This window comes from Gemmatimonadota bacterium, from assembly GCA_016720805.1.
Taxonomy (GTDB): Bacteria; Gemmatimonadota; Gemmatimonadetes; order Gemmatimonadales; family GWC2-71-9; genus Palsa-1233.
In genome coordinates this window covers 498,417-517,733 of the sequence record JADKJZ010000014.1, presented here as the reverse complement: position 1 = coordinate 517,733, position 19,317 = coordinate 498,417, and the positions used below count along the sequence as shown (strand labels likewise).

14 protein-coding genes are annotated in these 19,317 nt (G+C 69.3%); 6 read left to right on the top strand and 8 right to left on the bottom strand.

Translation table 11 applies throughout. From position 1 onward, the window contains the following. Positions 1–6: 6 nt before the first annotated feature. The 5 genes from IPP98_12615 to IPP98_12595 form a co-directional block, all read right to left on the bottom strand. The gene (locus IPP98_12615; protein MBL0179952.1) at positions 7–1,113 is read right to left on the bottom strand and encodes a glycosyltransferase; all 1,107 of its coding nucleotides are present in this window, start codon (positions 1,111–1,113) and stop codon (positions 7–9) included. After that, positions 1,110–1,778 (bottom strand): asparagine synthase, encoded by a 669-nt coding sequence (locus IPP98_12610; protein ID MBL0179951.1) that lies wholly within the window; start codon positions 1,776–1,778, stop codon positions 1,110–1,112. The genes IPP98_12615 and IPP98_12610 overlap by 4 nt, the downstream gene beginning before the upstream one ends. Continuing rightward, positions 1,778–2,743 (bottom strand): hypothetical protein, encoded by a 966-nt coding sequence (locus tag IPP98_12605; GenBank protein MBL0179950.1) that lies wholly within the window; start codon positions 2,741–2,743, stop codon positions 1,778–1,780. Before IPP98_12605 ends, IPP98_12610 begins: the two co-directional genes overlap by 1 nt. Before the next feature lie 105 nt (positions 2,744–2,848). Beyond that, on the bottom strand, positions 2,849–3,847 hold the full coding sequence (locus IPP98_12600; protein ID MBL0179949.1) for a hypothetical protein: 999 nt from the start codon (positions 3,845–3,847) through the stop codon (positions 2,849–2,851). 2 nt (positions 3,848–3,849) lie between these two features. Beyond that, on the bottom strand, positions 3,850–6,792 hold the full coding sequence (locus IPP98_12595) for a TonB-dependent receptor (protein MBL0179948.1): 2,943 nt from the start codon (positions 6,790–6,792) through the stop codon (positions 3,850–3,852). A 156-nt stretch (positions 6,793–6,948) separates the two neighbouring features. Here IPP98_12595 and IPP98_12590 point away from each other — a divergent pair, with 156 nt between their 5' ends. From IPP98_12590 to IPP98_12575, 4 genes are read left to right on the top strand one after another with little or no spacing between them, the layout of a single operon-like run. After that, complete coding sequence (locus IPP98_12590; GenBank protein MBL0179947.1) at positions 6,949–8,142, top strand: HAMP domain-containing histidine kinase; 1,194 nt, start codon at positions 6,949–6,951, stop codon at positions 8,140–8,142. Then, the gene (locus tag IPP98_12585) at positions 8,139–9,518 is read left to right on the top strand and encodes a sigma-54-dependent Fis family transcriptional regulator (GenBank protein MBL0179946.1); all 1,380 of its coding nucleotides are present in this window, start codon (positions 8,139–8,141) and stop codon (positions 9,516–9,518) included. Before IPP98_12590 ends, IPP98_12585 begins: the two co-directional genes overlap by 4 nt. Further along, a complete protein-coding gene (locus IPP98_12580) occupies positions 9,515–11,224 on the top strand; it encodes a BamA/TamA family outer membrane protein (GenBank protein ID MBL0179945.1) in 1,710 nt (569 codons plus the stop codon). Before IPP98_12585 ends, IPP98_12580 begins: the two co-directional genes overlap by 4 nt. Before the next feature lie 8 nt (positions 11,225–11,232). Next, positions 11,233–11,838, top strand: coding sequence for a hypothetical protein (locus tag IPP98_12575; protein ID MBL0179944.1), 606 nt, complete (start codon positions 11,233–11,235; stop codon positions 11,836–11,838). Between the two features lie 7 nt (positions 11,839–11,845). On the opposite strand, the gene IPP98_12570 is transcribed toward IPP98_12575, so the two are convergent. The 3 genes from IPP98_12570 to IPP98_12560 all read right to left on the bottom strand — a co-directional run bounded on the left by IPP98_12570 (position 11,846) and on the right by IPP98_12560 (position 15,831). After that, on the bottom strand, positions 11,846–12,358 hold the full coding sequence (locus tag IPP98_12570; protein MBL0179943.1) for an HNH endonuclease: 513 nt from the start codon (positions 12,356–12,358) through the stop codon (positions 11,846–11,848). Positions 12,359–12,454: 96 nt separating this feature from the next. Next, a complete protein-coding gene (locus IPP98_12565) occupies positions 12,455–13,693 on the bottom strand; it encodes an amidohydrolase family protein (GenBank protein ID MBL0179942.1) in 1,239 nt (412 codons plus the stop codon). Continuing rightward, entirely contained in the window at positions 13,693–15,831 is a 2,139-nt protein-coding gene (locus tag IPP98_12560) for a PBP1A family penicillin-binding protein (GenBank protein MBL0179941.1), read from the bottom strand. The genes IPP98_12565 and IPP98_12560 overlap by 1 nt, the downstream gene beginning before the upstream one ends. A 543-nt stretch (positions 15,832–16,374) precedes the next feature. Here IPP98_12560 and IPP98_12555 point away from each other — a divergent pair. Together IPP98_12555 and IPP98_12550 are read left to right on the top strand one after the other, a co-directional pair. After that, positions 16,375–17,643 (top strand): tyrosine--tRNA ligase, encoded by a 1,269-nt coding sequence (locus IPP98_12555; protein MBL0179940.1) that lies wholly within the window; start codon positions 16,375–16,377, stop codon positions 17,641–17,643. A gap of 2 nt (positions 17,644–17,645) precedes the next feature. Further along, positions 17,646–19,313: a hypothetical protein gene (locus IPP98_12550; GenBank protein MBL0179939.1), complete on the top strand. Its 1,668-nt coding sequence runs from the start codon at positions 17,646–17,648 to the stop codon at positions 19,311–19,313. The last annotated feature ends 4 nt before the right edge of the window (positions 19,314–19,317 follow it).

Genomic DNA, 19,317 nt, shown 5'->3' with positions numbered 1-19,317 from the left:
CATCGGTTATCGCCGCTGGTACAACGCCTCGTACGCCGCACACGTCGCTTCGATGTCGAAGGCCGTGAGGGCGCGCTCCCGCCCAGCAGCGCCCATCGCGGCCGCCTCGACCGGATGGTCCAAAAGGTATTCGACGCGCTCGAGAAAGCACTCTGGCGCTCCCACCGGCACGACAAATCCGCTGACGCCATCAAGCACCACGTCGGCACTCCCACCGACATCGGTCGTGACGATCGGTCGTGCCTCGGCCGCAGCCTCGATCAGCGCCAACGACATCCCCTCGCTCAGCGACGTCATGACGAACACGTCGAACGCCGAGAGCCACCGCGCCACGTCGGTCCGGCGTCCGGGCAGGCGCACGACGTCCTCCAGCGCCAGCTCGCGCACCAGGGCCCGAATTGCCGTCTCCTCCTCCCCTGCGCCGACGATGACGAAGACCACGTCATTGCGGTGCGCTCGCGCCTGCTGCGCCAGGCGCACCATGCTGGGAAGATCCTTTGCGGCGGTGAGGCGGCAGACCGTGCCGACCAACCTGACGGTCGGGGGGAGCGCCAGTTCGCGCCGCACGTCGGCGTAGCCTTCGGCATCGAGCACCCGGTACGGCGCCATGTCCACGCCGTTGTACACCACGATGGCCTTGCGCCGCGGCACCAGCCCCTTGCGGACGGAGAAGTCCAGCGCTCGATGGCAGACGAATGCGACCCGATGGAGAAAGACCACCGACGCCCGGTAGATCTGTTCCCGGCGATGGTCGTATGGCATGTCGGCCATGCCGTGGCGCGTGTTGAGCACCATGCCGATGCCAGCCAGCCGGCCCGCCATGCCGCCATAGAGACTGGCAACGTTGTTGTGGGTGTGGATCACGTCGAATTGCCCGGCACGGAACAACCCTCGCAGCCGCCAGACCAGCGCGAGATCGGCACCGGGCCGCTTGCCGAGGGCAGTCACCGGAATGCCGGCCGCCATCAGCTCGACGGCGAGCGCCCCCGCCTCGCTGGCGATGCAATACACCGCAACCGCTTCGCCGCGGGCCTGCTGACGCTTGGCGAGATCCACGATCAGCCGCTCCATCCCGCCGACCGAGAGGTCGAACACGACGTGCGCAATCTTCATCCGCGGGCTGCTCGTGACTGCTCCCAGGCCTGGAGGTAGGTACCGCGGATGTCGTCGGTGCCGAGCCACGCCTGAATGGGGAGGGGAAAGCCCATTTTCGGCCGATCCACGATGCTCGACGGCAAGTACCGGCGGGCGACCGCCTTCAGCAACCGCTTCACGTCGCGGAACGACACCTGGTGACGCGTCGGCAGATTGAGACCGAACTCGACCAGGCGATCGTCGAGGTAGGGCACTCGCATTTCCAGCCCGACCGCCATCGACATCCGGTCGGTGCGTCGCAGGATCGACGGCAGGTAGTCGACCAGGTCCTTGGCGATGAACGCCTTCAATTCGCGCTCGCGTGCCGAGGGAATGAACGCGAAGGCATCGAGGAAGGTCTTGGTGCTCTCGTAGCGATGGCGCAGCCACGTCGGGGCATCGGTCGCGATGCCCGCCGTGAAATCGAAGCGGCGCACGTCGTCCTGGGTGAAGAGATCGTGTGACGCCCCCAACAGCTGCTTCGCCAGCGGAATCGCCTCGACCAGCATCTTCTTCTTGTACGCCTTGTACCGGTGATAGCCGCCGAAGAGCTCGTCGGCACCCTCGCCGCTCAGCAAGACCGACAGGCCCTGCGAGCGCGCCTGCTGCGAGAGCAGGAAGATGCCGACGGAATTCGGATGCATCAGCGGAAGGTCTTCGGCGATGACGCAATCGCGGTAGTGTTGCAGGTAGCTCTCGCGATCCAGGGTGACCTGGTGGAGCGTGAGGCCGAGGTGCTTGGCGACGGCGACCGCATGGGAGACTCGTCGCAGCGGGCATCACCCACGCGCACATTGTAGACCTGCAGGTCGGGATGGTACTGGCGGGCAATCGCCGTGATCAGCGACGAGTCAACGCCGCCGGAGCAGATCGTGCCGATCGGGGCATCCGACACCAGCTGATCGCGCACCACGTCATTGAGGAGCACGTCCAGTTCCTGCACCAGGCTCGCCTCGCTCGCAACCGCCATGCGGCGATAGCGATCGGGATGGATGGCATCGGTGAGCCGCACGTAGGACGTCGTGGTGAACTGCCCCGAAGCGAGGTCCACCTCCACCCAGGAGCCCGGCGGAACTGCCACCACTTCGTGGTAGAACCCTTCCCGGACGATATCCTGCCCGTTGCGATAGTCCGCGACGGCCGCCTGGTCGACGGTCAGGGTGATGCCGGGGATCTGCTCGAATGGCTTGATTTCGGAGGAGAAGAAGAGACGCTCGCCCTGACGCAGGTAATAGAGCGGCTTGATGCCCAGTCGATCCCGCACGAGGTAGAGCTTGTGCTCGATGCGGTCGTGCAGGCCGAAGGCGAAGATCCCATTGAACTCCGTCAAGCACTCGACGCCGTCCCGCTCGAAGGCGTGGAGCACTACCTCGGTGTCGGAATCGCTCAGGAACGTCTCGCCGACCTGTTCGAGACGGGCACGCACCGACCGGAAGTTGTAGATCTCGCCGTTGTACACCATCAGGTATCGCCCACTCGGCGAGGCCATCGGCTGATGTCCGCGCGGTGAGAGATCGAGAATGGAGAGCCGCAGGTGGCCGAGCGCGATGTCGGCGTCGACCGCCGTGCCACGATCATCTGGTCCGCGATGCCCGATGGCATCGTTCATCCGCTCGATGGTGGCCTGATCGCCACGAGTGCAACCGTTGATACCGCACATGGAGTATGCCGTTCCTGGCGTAGGGTAATCGTCGACGAGCCGATGGACCGGGGACTAGCTCCCCAGCGTCAGGTCCGATCCATTGCGCGGCTTCACCCACCAGGTGCCGTCGCCACGCGGCACCAGGACGCCGCGCACGGTGATGGTGCGGCCGGCGGTGAAGATCGCCGCAGGGGCCTGCAACAACTGGTCGAAGAGGGCGACGGCGCGGTCGGCGTCGTCCGCCGCCTCGCTGAAGGTCACGCGCAGATCGAGGGCGACCGTGGCGGTGTCGACCACCTTCGCATTGGTGACCTGCACGAGGGCCGCGTCGAGCGTGCCACCCCGCGCGGTGCGGACCTCCGCCACGGTCACGAGTTGCGGCGCCGGCGCCGAGCCAACACCCAGCGAACTCACTTTGCCCGCCAGCAGGACCGCGCGACCCAGCGAGACGCCCGTGGTGCCGAGCACGGCGACCGAGTCGCCCAGATTGTTGCCGATTCGACCTGGCCAGTGCCGTGCCGAGGTGATCCGCAGCGCACCGGTCGCGTCCAGCAGAAACATCGTCGAGTCCCGGAACGCCTGCATCGGGGAGACGACGCTGCCGCGGACGATCACGCGACGGCCGGCAGGCAGCGCCAGGGCCTGCGCCACGGTCACTTCCTCGAAGCCAAGCCGAACCAGTCGCGTCGCCGTGTTGGAGTCCTGACGGGCGAGAATGCTGATGGTGCCGGTGTCACCGACGACCACGCCGATCGTGTCGCCCAAGGCGGCCCGGTCGACCACGACGCGATAGCGGCCGATTGGCACCGGGCCGAAGATCGCGACGCCGGTGGCGTTGCTCAGCATGGTCTGGATCGTGTCGACACCGTTGGCGGCGAGGAGCGCGACACGCACCCCGGCCATCGTGGTGTCGTTGGTGGTGTAGCTCCCGGTGGCATCGCGGTCCAGGAAGAAGGACACCGCAATGCCGCCCTCGGGCAGCGCCGGGAAGGTCAGGGACTCGCCAGCATTGCTGCAGCCGGCGAGGAGGAGCGCGAAGGTCGCGCGTCGAAGCATCGTCATCGTCTGCATGTTCAGTTCTCCACGCGCAGGCCGATGCGAAGCGTGCGGGGCTCACCCCGCCGACTCAACAGCGTGCCGAAGTTGTCATTGACGACCATGGGCACGACCGTGCGTCCGGCAGCGGAGGTGGTGATCGTGCCGGTTGGATCGACGAGCAGCGCCGCGCGATCCACCACCCCGGTGGCCGAGCCGACGACGTTGAACGCATCGAGGGTCAGTGCGATCCGCCGGGCGCCGGCGCCAAGTCGAAGCGCCAGCGAGAGGTCCAGCGACGCCACGGCATCCTCGCGGCAGCTGTTGCGCTCGGCGACCCCACTCCCTCCGATGCTGCAGTGGGCATTGGCGAGGACGGCGGCGAGTCCCGCCGGGGCGCCGGTCAACGCGACCGGGTCATTCCCTCCCGAGCCATCCCCATTGATGTCCACGCCCTGACGGTACCCTGGGGTGAACGGGAGACCCGAACGGTAGCGGGCGCGCGCCGCCACCGAGAGCGGACCATCGACGCCGGGGCGCAGCGTCACGGTCGCAGCGAGGCGATGCGGAATGTCGAGATCGGAGCGTCCCACATCCCACGTCGAGGCCGCCGAGAGCGGCGAAAGCCGATCCGCCGGATCACCACTCAACTGCCCCACGAGATTGTCGTCCGTGCGCGAGAAGGTGTAGCTCGCGGCGAAGGTCGCCCCGGCACCGATCGGGCGTTCCAGGCGCACGGTGGCGTCATAGCTGTCGCTGTAGCCGGTGGAGGTGAGCCCATACGCGGCATCGAATCCGCTGAAGCGACGATTGCTCCCGATGGCGGGGACGATCAACTCGCCGTACTGGGCCAGGGTGCCCCAGATCTCGCGGCCATCAACCGCGGTGGCGAGTGGTGCCACGGGACGATTCAAATCGTCGCGCCGGAGCAGGAAGTCGGCGTGCCGGTAGCCACCGGTGATCGTCAGGGTAGTCCCCGACGCCAGTTGCTGCTGCCACGAGAGCTCGCCCTCGAACGACCGTGGCTTCCGAACCTCGGGGCCGAAGAAGGTGAGCGATGGACCGACCACCGTGGCGCCACCCAGCGTCCCGGGCGTTGGAAACGCGAGCGTTCCCTCGGCGCGGTGCACCACGATATCACCGTTGAACTGTGCCACCTCCGACACGGCGGCAAGATCGTACCGTCCAGCCAGCCGTCCGATGGTGCCGCGAAGCACCGTCCGCCCCTGCCCGGCCACGTTGTAGGTGAAGCCGGCGCGCGGTGCGAAGCGATCGCCACTCGACTCTTTGAGGTGCGTGGCGCTGCTCAACCCGCTCGTCAGGCCCCACGCCGTATTGGCTTGATAAAGCGCGGTCGGGAGGCGCTGCGTCTCGAGCCTGAGCCCGCCGAACAGTTCAAGGGCCGGTGACAGCTGCCAGGCATCCTGCAGGAAGAGGCCGGCCTCGGTGGCGGCGATATCCGGTGCTGGCGAGCCGCCGACCATCTGCTGATACGTCCCGGTCCCGCCACCGCCCGCGTCGGTCGTTCCGAAGGCGTAGCGGCCGTAGGCGCCAGGGATCCAGCTGTAGGTCACGGTCCGACGTTGCGCCGACAGGCCCGCCTTGAGGGTGTGGCGGCCGGTGCGATAGCTCGCCGATTGCACCAGCTCGAACGCGCTTTCATCGAAGACGCCTCCGCCGGTGAACGGGGTGCCGACGCTGCTCCCGCTCGCGAGCAGCGTGCTCAGGGCAGCGCCGGTCCCGGTCCACTCGCGACTGCTGGTCCGCATGCCGAGGCGTGTCTCACTCAGCCACCCGTCGCCCTGGGTGGTCAGCGACGTGGCGAGGGAGAGATCGTTGGCATCGAGACGATCACCGGCACCGTTGGTCATCTCGATCCCGGCGGTCGGGTTGTCCTCGCTCCACGAGGCCATCCCGGCGCGCACCATCAGGGCGGTCTTTGAGCCGATTTGCCAATCCACCCGGCCCTGCCCGGTGAGACCCTGCCAGCTCCGCACCGTCGGCGAGAGCCAGCGGGCGATCTCCGCCGCGCGATTTCCCGCCGCGCTGGTGAAGGCCGGAGCGGCATCGGCGTTCTCGAATGGCGCGGCAGTCGGTGTGCGGAGCTGCTGATAGTCGACGCGAAGGAACCAGGAGGATGTGTCGCCCTTGATCGGCCCACCAAGGGCCACGCCGGCCTGAAGCGACGAACCTGCCGAGTCGGCCGGGTTATCCACCGCGCGGCCACCGAGCGATGCCCCCGAGAAGGTGGCCCATGGCGTCACCTGCACGCGGCGGCCGCCGCGCATGCTCTGCGCCGAGAAGAACGGACCAGAGGCACCGCGCCATTCGCCGTCGCGGCCGAGCATTGCCATCGTCACGCTGCTGATGCCATCGCGCGCGAACATCGGCGCCGAGGCCAACTCACTCGGGCGGCCCGGGTGGCGGAGCAACGTCTCCTCAAGGCCATCGACGAAGAGCCGGGTCGGCAGCTGAGTGAGGTCGCGTCGGAGATCAGTGATCGAGCGTTCCCGATCGAGACGGGTGAGCTGGTCCCCGGCGAAGACTCGGCCGGGGGCCGCGCCGCGGAACGTCACCTGAGCCGCCTGCTCATCCACCGAGGCAATCGGCGGCGGACGGCGAACCAGTCGGACCGTCACTTCGGAGGTGTTGCCGGCGAGGATGGAGATGCCACGGAGGCGCACCGGCTGGTAGCCCAGCTGTTCGACGAGGAGGGAGTACTGGCAGGGGGGAAGCGCCTCGAAGCCGACCCCCCCCGCACGATTCGTCTCCCCGGTGCGGAACGCGACACCCAGCCGCTCCAGCGTGACCAAGGTCTCACGGATGGGGGCGCCTTGGGGGTCGAGCACGGTGGCGCGCAGCGACCCCGCCGTCAGCGATTGGGCGGCAGCGGAAAGCGGCGCAGACAGGGCAAAGACGGCCGTCAGGGCCGATCCAAGGCCGGCGCGGCGCATCCATCGGAGGGACAGGGTCATGGTCATCCCGGTTCGGGAAGGAGGAACGGCGGGGCGAGGAGCGCCCAGCCAACCCGCCCAGCGAGTGCAGGAGCGGTGCCAAGGTGGTCGGTGCCCCCGAATCCCTTCAGCGGCGGCCGTTCGCTGTTCGCCATTCGCCGTCCGTGTACATTATGACACACCGTGTCCCGCCTCTCCTTCCGTGCCCGCCTCTTCATCGCCCTGCTGGTGGTGAGCGCCCTCCCTGTCGCGGTCATGACCGGGGGGGTTGTCGTGGCGCTCGAGGCGGTCTCCAACACCGTTGGCGGTGACGCCGTAGAGTCGGTCGGCCGCTCCGCCAAGGCGATGTACACCTCCTTCAAGAGCATTCGCGGCGTCGGCATCCCGGCTGAGACGCAGGCGGCCGTGGACCACCACCTGGTGGTAGTCGACTCGCTCGTCACCAAGACACGCCAGATGGGCGGCCTCGGTCGCCTCTTCCCGGTCTGGCTGCGCGGGGCACTCATCCTGGGTGCACTGGGCCTGCTCGCCCTGGCCGCCGGCTTCGTGCGGACCCTCTCCCGCCAGCTGGCCGGCCCGCTCGACGAGATCGTCGACTGGACGGGACGCATCCGCCGACGGCAGCCCCTCCCGGCCGACCGCAGCGATGGCGGCATCCCCGAGTTCGCCGTGCTCCGCGGCGCGCTCCGCGACCTCGCCCAGGGACTCGAACAGGCGCGCGTCGCCGAACTCGAGGCCGAGCGGCTCCGCGCCTTCGGCGAGGTCGCACGGCGGGTCGCGCACGAGATGAAGAATCCGCTCACGCCGATCCGCCTCGCCGTCTCGCAACTGCGCCGCACCGCCCCGCCCGAGATGCATGAATCGCTGGAGGTGATCGCCGCCGAATCGGCGCGCCTCGAGGCGATGGCGCGCGAGTTCGCCGAACTCGGGCGCCTGCCGGAGGGGGTCTCGGCGCCGGTGGACTTGTTCGAACTCCTCGACGACCTGATGCGCAGCACGCTCCCCGTCGCGATGGATCGCCAGCTCGACGTGACCGGCGAACTGCGACCGATCGAGGGCTACTACGATCCGCTGCGCCGCGCCTTCTCCAACCTGCTGCGCAACGCGGTCGAGGCGTGCGGCGGCCACGGCAAGGTGACGGTCTCCCTCCGGCGCACCGCCGATGGCGGGCAGGAGATCCTGCTCCGCGACACCGGGCCGGGCGTCCCCGAGGAGAAGCGCGAGCTGATCTTCCAGCCGTACTACACCGACAAGGGCGACGGCACCGGCCTCGGCCTCGCCATCGTGCGGCAGACGATCGAACAGCATCACGGCACCATCTCGGTGGCCAACTCGCCGGGCGGCGGTGCCACCTTCCTCATCCGGTTTGCCTCATGACGACACGCGTCCTGATCATCGACGACGAGACCAACATCCGCCGCATGGTGGGTGCCCTGCTCAAGTCCGAGGGCTTCGAGGTCTCCGACGCCCCCAACGGGAACGCCGGCCTGCTGGCGTTGCCCGAGGTGAAGCCGGACCTGATTCTCCTCGACCTCATGATGCCGCCGGGGCCCGATGGGCTGGCGACGCTCGAGCAGATCCGCACCACCGACGCCGACATTCCGGTGATCATGATGAGCGGCAAGGCGCAGCTCGCCGACGCGGTGCGCGCCGTGCAGATGGGCGCCTTCCAGTTCCTCGAGAAGCCGCTGGCCCCGGAGTCGCTGCTGGTCGCGGTGCGTTCCGCCGAGGCGCTGATGCGGACGCAGGCGGAGAACCGCGCCCTGCGCGCCGCGCTCGGTCCGCAACCGACGCTGGTGGGCGACTCTCCCGAAATCGCCCACGTGCGCGAGCTGATCATGCAGGTCGCGCCGACCGAGGCGCGCGTCCTCGTGCTCGGCGAGTCGGGCACCGGCAAGGAGCTGGTCGCCAACGCGATCCATCGGCATTCGCCGCGGGCGCGCGGCCCGTTCATCTCGGTGAACTGCGCCGCGATCCCGCGCGACCTGGTCGAGAGCGAGATGTTCGGCCATGAGCGCGGCGCCTTCACCGGCGCGACCGATCGGCGTATCGGCCGCTTCGAACTCGCCGATGGCGGCACGCTCTTCCTCGACGAGGTCGGCGATCTCCAGCTCGACGCGCAGGCGAAGCTGCTCCGCGTCCTCGAGAGCGGCGAGATCCAGCGGATCGGCGGCGAGAAGACGCTGCGCGTCGACATCCGCGTGGTGGCGGCGACGAATCGCCGCCTCGAGGAGGCGGTCGCCGCCGGCAACTTCCGCGAAGACCTCTACTTCCGGCTCAACGTCTTCCCGATCGAGCTGCCGCCGCTGCGCGAGCGTCTCGGCGACCTCGGCGCGCTGGTCGAGCACCTCGCCGCGCGACTCCGGCCGCGCCGTCCGCCGCGCTTCTCGCCCGGCGTGATCGCGGCACTCGAGGCGCACGCCTGGCCCGGCAACATTCGCGAGCTCGCCAACATCGTGGAGCGGCTGAGCATCATCGGGGGCGACGAGGTGACGGCGGAGATGGTGCCGCGCGCGCTCCGCGTGACCGTGCCCGCGGCGAGCCTCGCGCCGGAGGAACCGCCGATGCGACTCGTGGACGATGGACGCGGCCTGACCGACCGACTCGACGATTTCGAGCGCGACCTGATCAACGCCGCCCTGACGAGCGGGACCGGCAACATCGCCGAAGCGGCGCGGCTGCTGAAGACTGATCGAGGCAACCTGTATCGCCGGATGCGCCGTCTGGGCATTCGCGGAGGGAATGACGGATGACCCCCACTCGTCTGATGACCCTGGGCGTGCTGCTGCTCGCCCCGCCCCTCGCGGCGCAGGACCCGGTCGGGATCGACTTCTCCCGACCGGCGAGCGTCGACCCGAAGGTGATCGAGATCCCTGACTCGGTGCTCAGCCGGGCCATGGCGCAGTACAACGCGCCGGGCACCACGCGCATCAGCGGGACGGTGGAGCTGCCGGCGGGCAATGTCTGGCGAGGCCCCCAGGCACTCTTCCGCGGGCAGCTGCGCATCGACGGCCGCGTCGAGGGGGACGTCCTCGTCGTCAACGGCGACGTCCGCATCACGGCGAGCGGAGTCGTCACCGGCGGGGTGACCGTCCTTGGCGGCCGGCTCCTGGTCGACGCCGGCGGCACGGTTGGCGGTGCGCAGGTGGAGTACCCGACCACGGCGCGACTGACGCTCACCGTCGACGGCCGCCTCATGCGGCAGGCCGGGCGTCGCGCCCTCAGCGACTACACCTCGGCGTCACGGACCTTCGTCTGGCGCGACTTCCGCACCACGCTCCGCGCCGATCCGGGCAGCTACAATCGCAGCGAGGGTTTCCCCCTCGAGTTCGGGCCGTCCATCACCTGGGACCGCGACGAACGCACCCAGCTGATACTTGATCTCACCGGAATCCTCCGCACGGCCTCGGACCCGACCGAGAGCCGCAGCACGCTTGGCTGGCGCGGGTCGCTCGTGGCGAAGCGCGCCGGAACGAATCCACTCACGATCGGGCTGCGCGCCGGGGCGGTGATCGCCCCGGTCGCCGACCGTCCCTATCAGACACTGGAATCGGGCCTCGGCGCCTTCTTCCTGCGGCGCGACTTCCGCGACTGGTATGCGCAGAAGTCGATCGGGGTCTTCGCCGACCTGACGCTCAGTCCGACGCTGCTCGCGAGCGCGTCGATCGACCAGAGCCGCGAACGCAGCGTAAGTGCGGTGGATGCGTTCTCGGTGCTTCGCAGCGGCGAAGCGTGGCGGCCCAACCCGCTGATCGATGATGGCAAGTACGTGACCTGGGCCGGCGGACTCACCTACGACACCCGCGACGATCGCCGCCGCCCGACCTCAGGGTGGTATGTCCGCAGCGACCTGCGCTACGTCACCAGCGGCGAGTTGACGCCGGTCTCGCTCCCGACCGAGATCCGCACGGCGATGCCGACGAGCAACTACGACGCGCTCGAGATGGACCTCGACGTGCGCCGCTATGTGCGACTCGGGCCGGAGCAGAACCTCCATCTGCGTGTCACCGGCGGCGGCTGGCTGGCCGGCAACCGGCTCACGATTCAGCGCCGACGCGCGATGAACGGTGGCGACCCGCTCGCGGGCTACGGCTTCCGCGCGGTGAACTGCGATCGGCGGCGACGCCCGGACCCGGCCTTGCCCGCGCTCTGTGATCGGCAGCTGGCGGTGCAGGTCGAGTACCGGCGGACCATCGACATCAACCTCAGTACGCGGATCGGCAATACCACGATCGGCCTGCAACGCCCCGATCTCGTGCTCTTCGGCGACGCCGGCTCGGCCTGGCTCGCCGGCCCGCAGGCGGGGAGGGTGCCGAGCGGACGGATCCAGTCGATCGCGGAGTGGCGCTCGGACATCGGCATCGGCATCGACGCGGGGAGCTTCGGCCTCTATCTGGCGAAGGCACTGCCCGACAACGACCCGATCCGCTTGAGCATCCGCTTCACGCCCCGCTTCTGACCGTGTCCGTGCGTCGGCTCCTCGCGCTCGCCGTGCTCCTGCTCGGTGCCGCTTCGGCGGTGCCGGCGCAGAGCGTGCGCGTGGAGGCCACCCTCGAGCCCGCGACCAACAAGCCGCGCGTCCGGGTCATCAACCTCTTCGACGACGACCAGTGGAAGGAGGCGATCGCCGCCTCCTACCCGGTCCGCCTCAACTACCAGCTCGACCTCTGGCGCCCCCGCGCCGGCTGGTTCGCGGAGAACCTGACCACGCGGAAGTGGGCCTTCGTGATCTCGCGGCAGGCGGTCCTCGACGTCTACACGCTGACCACGATCGTGCCGGGCCAGGAGCCGCGCACCGAGCGCTTCGCCTCGCTTGACGACCTGCGGATGCGCGTGGAGTTGCCCGTCCCGATCTCGGGCGTCGGGCCGACCCGCACGGGGACGTTCTGGTACTCGCTCAAGCTCGGCATCTCGACGCTGAGTGCGAACGAGTTCGACGACTTTCAGCACTACCTGCAGGGGAGTTCGGGCGGCGGCGGCGGCGGCGGGATCGCCTCCACGCTGCTGCGCTGGGCGTTGCCGAAGGCGACGGTGGTGGCCGAGACGCCGCGCTTCGTGATCGGGAACCGCTAGCCGGGCATCAGGGGCGTGGCAGGATCGCGGCGAGCGCCTGGTCGCCGTAGAAGAGGCGGATGTACTTCATCTGCTTGCTGGTGAGCCGACGGATCGCCCAGGAGAGATGGACGAAGTGCGGCTCAGTCGGCGGATGGAGCGGGACCATCCCGATCTCGGCCGGGAGATGGCTTCCCTTCTTGGTGTTGCAGCTGCTGCACGCCGTCACGACGTTGTCCCAGGCGTTCGTGCCCCCGCGCGACTGCGGCACCACGTGGTCGCGCGTCAGGCATTCGCGGGTGCGCAGCTGATGCTGCGTGCGCGCGCAGTACTGGCACGTGTAGTGGTCGCGGGCGAAGAGGAAGGTGTTGGTGACTTGGCGGCGGAAACGGCGGGGGACGTGCACGAAGCGGACGAGGCGGATGATGGCCGGGCGCGGCATTTGGAGCCGCGCACTTCGTATCAGCTCGTCGCCATCGGCCTCCACGATCTCGGCCTTGCCCTCGATGACAAGCCGAAGCGCCCGACGGGTGGGCACCATCGTGAGCGGTTCAAATGAGGCATTGAGAGCAAGACAGCGCACCGATTCGGCTCCGCTGAAGGCGACAGGTACGGATACCCGGTTCCCGCGAGGAGTTCAAGGGGCGGCGCGGCCGACCCCGTGCACCGCACGGCCGCTGAGCCAGGTCCCCAGGACCTCAGGCGGGCCGCTGCCGAGGACGGCACGCTCGACGTCGCCTTCCGGCGGCACGCGCACGGCCACCACGTCCGCCCACTTGCCGACCGTGAGCGAGCCGGTCTCGGCTGCCAGACCGAGCGCTTCCGCCCCGCCCAGCGTGACCGCGCGCAGCGTCTCGCGCACGGTCCATCCCGCCAGCCTGCCCGCCTCGCGAGCCTCGGCCAGCAGGTCGAGCGGCGCCACACTCACCTCGGAATCCGTCCCGATCCCGATCCGCAGCTTCCGATCGACGTAGCGGCGGAGCGGCGGGTCGACGAGGTGATGCCGGCGATTGGATCGGGGGCAGGTCGCCACCGCGCTGCCGTGACGCTGGAGAATGTCGGCATCGGCATCGTCAACGTTGATGGCATGGATGCACAGCGTCCGGTCGGACCAGACGCCGTGCGTCGCCATCCACGCGACCGGCGAGATCGCCTCGAGCGAGGGGCGCGGCACACCACGCGCCACGAACGCATCGGCAAAGATGCCGGTGAAGTCGCCGAGCAGACTGCTCTCGCCCGGCGGCTCGGCGGTGTGCACCGCGATCGGCACCCCGTGAGCGCGGGCCAGGTCGCACGAGGCCCGATAGAGCGGACCGCTCACGGTGTAGGGGGCGTGTGGCGAGACGCCGAGGTGGACGCGACCGGTGGCCTGATGCGCCAGACGGTCAAGGTCGCGGGAGAAGGCCTTCATCGCGCCATCGCATTCGTCGGGATGGGCGCCGAAGACCTCGTGGTGCGCGATGCCGCTCGCCCCGAGATCGTTCAGCGCGGCGATCACCTGCCCGGTCGAGCCGGTATCACACACCGTGGTGACGCCCGAGGCCCATGACGCGCGGATCCCGGCCTGCGCCTGCAGGAAGAACTCCTCCTCCAGGCGGGCCGCCTTGATCCTGATGACGTGGAGGATCCACTCCCAGAAGTCCGCCTCCTCGACCATCCCGGCGAAGCCGGTGAGCTCGAGGTGGGTGTGGGTGTTGACGAGGCCCGGCAGGAGCGCGGCGTCGGCCACGGTGATCTGCCGGGCGACTTCCGGAACCGGCACCGCGGCGTCTGGACCGACGGCGACGATCCGGCCAGCGTCATCGATCAGCAACGCGGCATCGGGCACCGGTGGCGCGTCGATCGGCAGCAGCCACGGCGCGGTGATTCGCAGCATCAGTGCTCGCCGCCGCCCGGCCGGAATGGCGAATGGAGTGGACAGAACTCCTTCGGTTCCTGGCCCTGGGGATAGGTGCGCACCTCGCGGACGTCATCGGGGCAGAACGGCGTGGCCCGGAGTCCGTTGGTCTTGTCGATCTCCATCGTGACCGTGCGCACCTCGGGAGCGGTCCAATCGCCCGGCGCCTTCCGGCGCTGATAGATCTCCAGCATCATCTGCGTCCACGCCGGCGCGGCGAGCTTGCCGCCCTGTGCACCCGGCATGATCCACTGCGGCGAGTCGAACCCCATCCAGACGCCAGCCACCAGATCCTTGGTGAAGCCGATGTACCAGACGTCACGATAATCGTTCGTGGTGCCCGTCTTGCCACCCGAGGGGATCGTGAATCCGGCGCGATACACCGAGGCGTTCGCGGTGCCGTTGGTCACGACACCGCGCAGGGCGGTGGCGAGGGTGAAGGCCGTGCCCTCGTCGAGCACGGTGGTCCGCTTGGTCTTTTCCTGGTAGAGAATCTTGCCGCGCTTGTCCTCCACGCGGAGGATCGCGATCGGCGTGACGCGGTCACCAAGGTTCGCGAAGGTCGTGTACGCGGAGATCATCTCGATCGGGCGAACGTCGGCCGAGCCGAGGACCATCGCCGGCACCCGCGCGACGCGGCCGGTGATCCCGAAGCGGCGGGCCTCGTCGTAGATGGCGTTGACGCCGACCTTCAGCCCGACCTTGACCGCGATGCTGTTGGTCGACTGCCAGATCGCCTGGCGCAGCGTCATGTTGGTGTTGCTGAACTTGCCGTCGTAGTTCTTCGGCTCCCAGTTCGGCTGGTCCGGAATGGGCACGGAGATCGGGGCGTCGAGCTCGCTATCCTCGAGCGTCAGGCCGGCCTCCAGCGCGGCGGCATAGACGATCGGCTTGAACGTCGAGCCCGGCTGGCGTTCCGCCTGCACCATCCGGTTGAACTTCGAGTCGTTGAAATCGCGGCCGCCGACCATCGCGAGGATGTTGCCGGTCTGCGCCTCGAGCACCAGCGCGCCGCCCTGCAGATACGGCGTGCTGCGGAGTTCCGGCGCGTCGGCGGCGCGGGCGTCGTGGAACTCGCGATAGCTCTTGTGCGGGAACTTCCCGAACTGGTCGGCCTCGATCCGCTGCATCTGGGTCTCGAGCGCCTGCTCGGCGGCCATCTGCGCGTTGAGGTCCAGCGTGGTGTAGATCCGATACCCGCCGGTGTAGAGCTCCTCGCCGAACTTCGCGAGCAACTGCTGCCGGACATAATCGACGAAATACTCGGCGAAGATCGAATTGTCGGGGCGCGCGGACAGTGCGAGCGGATACGACTTCCAGCTCTCGGCCTCCTCGACCGAGAGCTTCCCCTCTTCCTGCAGCAGCTGGATGATGGTGTTGCGCCGGCCGACCGCCGCCCGCGGATACTTGCGCGGATTGTAGCCATCGGGGGCCTTCGGCAAGGCGGCCAGCATGGCGGCCTCGGCCACGTTCAGCTCCGACGCCGACTTCCCGAAATAGCGCTGCGACGCCGCCTGCACACCGGCCGAGCGCGACCCGAGATTGATCTGGTTCAGATAGAGCTCGAGGATCTTCTCCTTCGGGTAGCGCGACTCGATCGCGAGGGCGAGCTTCGCCTCGCGGATCTTGCGCACCACACCGGCCACCCCGCGCCGCTGACGGCGGTCGACATCTTCCGGCCAGAGGTTGCCGACCAGCTGCATCGTGATGGTCGAGAAGCCGGCCGCCACCTTGGCGTGCAGGATGTTGGTCTTCACCGCCCCGAAGAAGCGCAGCCAGTCGATGCCGTGGTGCTGGTAGAAGCGCTTGTCCTCGACGGCCAGGAACGCCTCGGGAATGATCGGCGCCATCTCCTTGAGCGAGACGACCGTGCGGCGTTGGGTGCCGAGCTCGGTGATCAGGCGGCCGTCGGCGGCGAAGACCTTGGAGGTCTGGTCGGCGTCGTAGGCCTCGAGGGTGTTGATGTCGGGGCAGGCGTCGTTGGCGCAGGCGCGGGTCCAGGCACCGACCAGCGCGGCCATCCCGAAGACGGCGCCGACCAGGACGATGGCCAGCAGGCGGCGCTTGAGCGAGGCCTGTCGCCACCAGCGGCGGACGGGTCCGGGAGATTTGGCCATGGTGTGGAAGGTATCCGGGGCGATCCGGGACGCACCCCCGACGGCAGGGCTCGGGCGAGGGTCAGGCGCTGCCGGCGCCCCGCGGGCCCCCCCCCCCCCACAGAGAGGGCAGCAGGGACTGCCCGGCCGAGCCCCCCCGGCCCCCCCCCGCCGGGGGGCCCCCCCCCCCCCCCGCCGCCCGGGGCGGCCCCCCCCGCGCCGGGGGCGGGGGCGGGGGGCGGCGCCGGCCGCCCCCGGCCGGGGGCCCCGGGGGCCGCCGCCCCCTCCTCGCGGGGCCGGGGGGCCGGGGGGCGAGGATCCGGCGCCAGGCCCAGATCCAGGTGCCAAAAGCCTTGCGGCATCGAAGGGAAGCCGGGGGTCCCCTGGAGGTGAGACACGAGGACCAGGAGGATGGCGATCGCCCGGAGTCCATCGAGCGCCAGATACCGGCCGCTGCTGGCGGTGGGCGTAGGTGTAGATGACCCCCCCGCCCCTCCCCGAGCCAGAACGGCCGCCGGATGATAGACTGGTTGCCCTCCGAGTGGAGCACGTCATATTCCCCGCATGCCTGATCTGCTCGCCACACTCACCGACCGCGGGATGGTGCACGACGCCACGCCCGACCTCGCCCCGCGCCTGGCGCAGGGCCCGATCACCGGCTACGTCGGCTTCGATCCGACGGCGGACTCCCTGCACGTCGGCAACCTGGTCCCGGTCATGGCGCTCGCCTGGCTGCAGCGGCTCGGCGGCCGGCCGGTCGTCCTCGTCGGCGGCGGCACCGGACTGGTGGGTGACCCCTCCGGCAAGCGGGCCGAACGGCCGATGCTCAGTGAAGAACAGACGGCGAGCAACGCGGCGGCGATCCGGGCGCAGTTGGCGCAGTTCCTCACCTTCGGTGACGGCCCCAGCGACGCCCGGATGCGCAACAACGCCGACTGGCTCCGACCGCTCGGGCTGCTCGAGTTCCTGCGCGACGCCGGCAAGCACTTCACCATCAGCTACATGCTGCAGAAGGACAGCGTGAAGAGCCGGATGGAGAGCGGGATCTCGTTCACCGAGTTCACCTACATGCTGGTGCAGGCCTACGACTTTGCGCATCTGGCGCGCACCGAAGGCTGTGAGCTGCAACTCGGTGGCAGCGATCAGTGGGGCAACATCACGGCAGGCATCGAACTGGGGGGACGGCGAGACGGCCAGAAGCTGCACGGCTTGACGTTGCCGCTGCTGACCACCGCCAGCGGCGCCAAGTTCGGAAAGAGCGAGGCGGGCAATGTCTGGCTCGACCCGGCGAAGACCTCGCCCTACGCCTTCCATCAGTTCTGGCTGCAGGTCGAGGATGCCGACGTGGAGCGATTGCTCCGCTTCTTCACCTTCCTCCCGTTGGAGGAGATCGCGGCGGTGATGGCGGGCCATGCGTCCGATCCCGGGAAGCGCGTGGCCCAGCGGCGACTGGCGGATGACGTCACGGGACGGATTCATGGAGCGGCGAGTGTGGCGCGCGTCACGGCCGCGGCCGCGATCCTCTTCGGGGGCGGCGACCTCGCGACGGCCGATGCCGAGACGCTGGCGATGGTGGCCGGCGCCGTACCCGGGACGACCGTGACGCAGGACGCGATCGCAGCTGGCGTACCCGTGGCGGATGCCCTGGTGGGATGCGGACTGGCCGCATCGAAGGGAGAGGCGAGGCGAGGACTCGAAGCCGGCGGCTTTTCGATCAACGGTGTGGTCACGGATCACACTCGAATCGTCACCGGCGCAGATGCACTGGCAGGCGGCGTCATTCTCCTCCGCAAGGGGAAGCGCAGCTGGGCGGCGATGCGACTGGAGGGGTGATCATGGCGGCTGGACGACGGTGGGCTGGCGCGGCGATGGGATGGTGTCTCATCGCCGCGTCTTGTGCCGGGGGTGGCGCTGACGATGGCGGCACGCCGATCGTCACGCCGCCGCCACCCGCCGTGCCGTTGACGATGAGCGTCTCACCGACCGGGCAACGCACCTCGGTGCAGGCCGGCGGCGTAGCCGCCCCCGGCGCGGTCAACATCACCCTCGCCGGCGATGGTGCGGCCACCGCGCAGTGGAACGCCGTGGCCCGCGCCGCGCGCACCGTGCTGGAGGGCAGCGGCGGTGCCGGCTCGGGGTTGCTGCGATGGCAGCGCCAGACCGCAGCGCTCGCCGCCGGGCTCTGGGTCGACACGATTCAGGTGCAAACGGCCGACGGCAGTCGGACCGTGCTCGTCTATGACACCGTGCTGGTGACCGCCGCGCCGGTGCCGCTCTCGATCACGTTGACCCCGACGTCGCGCCTGGTCACCATCACCGAGGGCGACGCCGCCCCCGGTGACTCCGCCCTGCTGGCGATCTCGGGAACCGGTGCCGACGCAGTCGCATGGCAGCTCACCTCGCGCCGTGCGTGGACCCATGCTGTGGCCACCAGCGGGGTCGGCAGTGCCGTGCTTCGCTGGACGCGAAGTGCGCCGTTGCCCGCCGTCGGCACCTGGGTCGACACCATCACCGTGACGTCGACCGCCGGCACGCCGCTGCGCCTGCTCGACAGCCTCGTCGTGGTGGCGGTCCCGCCGCCACCACCGCCGCCACCGCCACCACCACCGCCGCCGCCACCACCGCCGCCGCCACCGGCGGGCGTCCGACCAGATCTCGGGCTCAATGGGTCATTCCACGGACGGCGACTGCTTCCGGCCGATGATCTCTGGAACCGACCGGTCGACACCGCCCAGGTCGACCCGAACTCGGCCGCGATCCTCGGCGCGATCGGGCTCACCAGGGGGCTCCACCCGGACTTCGGCGCCAACTACGGCGGTGGGCCGTTCGGAATCCCCTACGTGGTGGTCGCCGACGCGACACCTCGCAGCACACTCCTGTTCGACTACGCCGACGAGAGCGATGCGGGGCCGTACCCTATCCCTGCCAACCCGGTGATCGAACCGGGCGACCGCCATCTTCTGATGGTGACACAGGACGAGTTCCGGCTCTACGAGCTCTTCTTTGTGAACGGCGGCCCGGGGAGCTGGACGGCCGGCTCGGGAGCGATCTGGGACCTCACCAACGGCACCACCCGCCCTGCCGGGTGGACCTCCGCCGACGCCGCCGGGCTTCCGATCCTGCCCGGGCTCGTCCGCTACGACGAGGTGGCCGAGCTTGGCGTCATCGAACACGCGCTCCGGTTCACGGTGTCGCAAACCCGACGGGCCTACCTCCCCCCAGCCCGACATTGGGCGTCCAGCAGCACCAGTCCCCTCCGGGCACCGATGGGGATGCGGGTCCGGCTCAAGGCGAGCTACGACATCTCGGGCTTTCCGCCGCATGCCCAGGTCGTCCTGCGTGCCCTGAAACGCTACGGAATGATCGTGGCCGACAACGGCAGCGACTTCTTCCTCTCCGGGACGGCGGACGCCCGCTGGAACGACGAGGTCAACAACACCCTCAAGCAGGTCAAGGTCGGGGATTTCGAAGTCGTGCGCATGGTCGGGGTGGTCAGCCAGTAGTCCA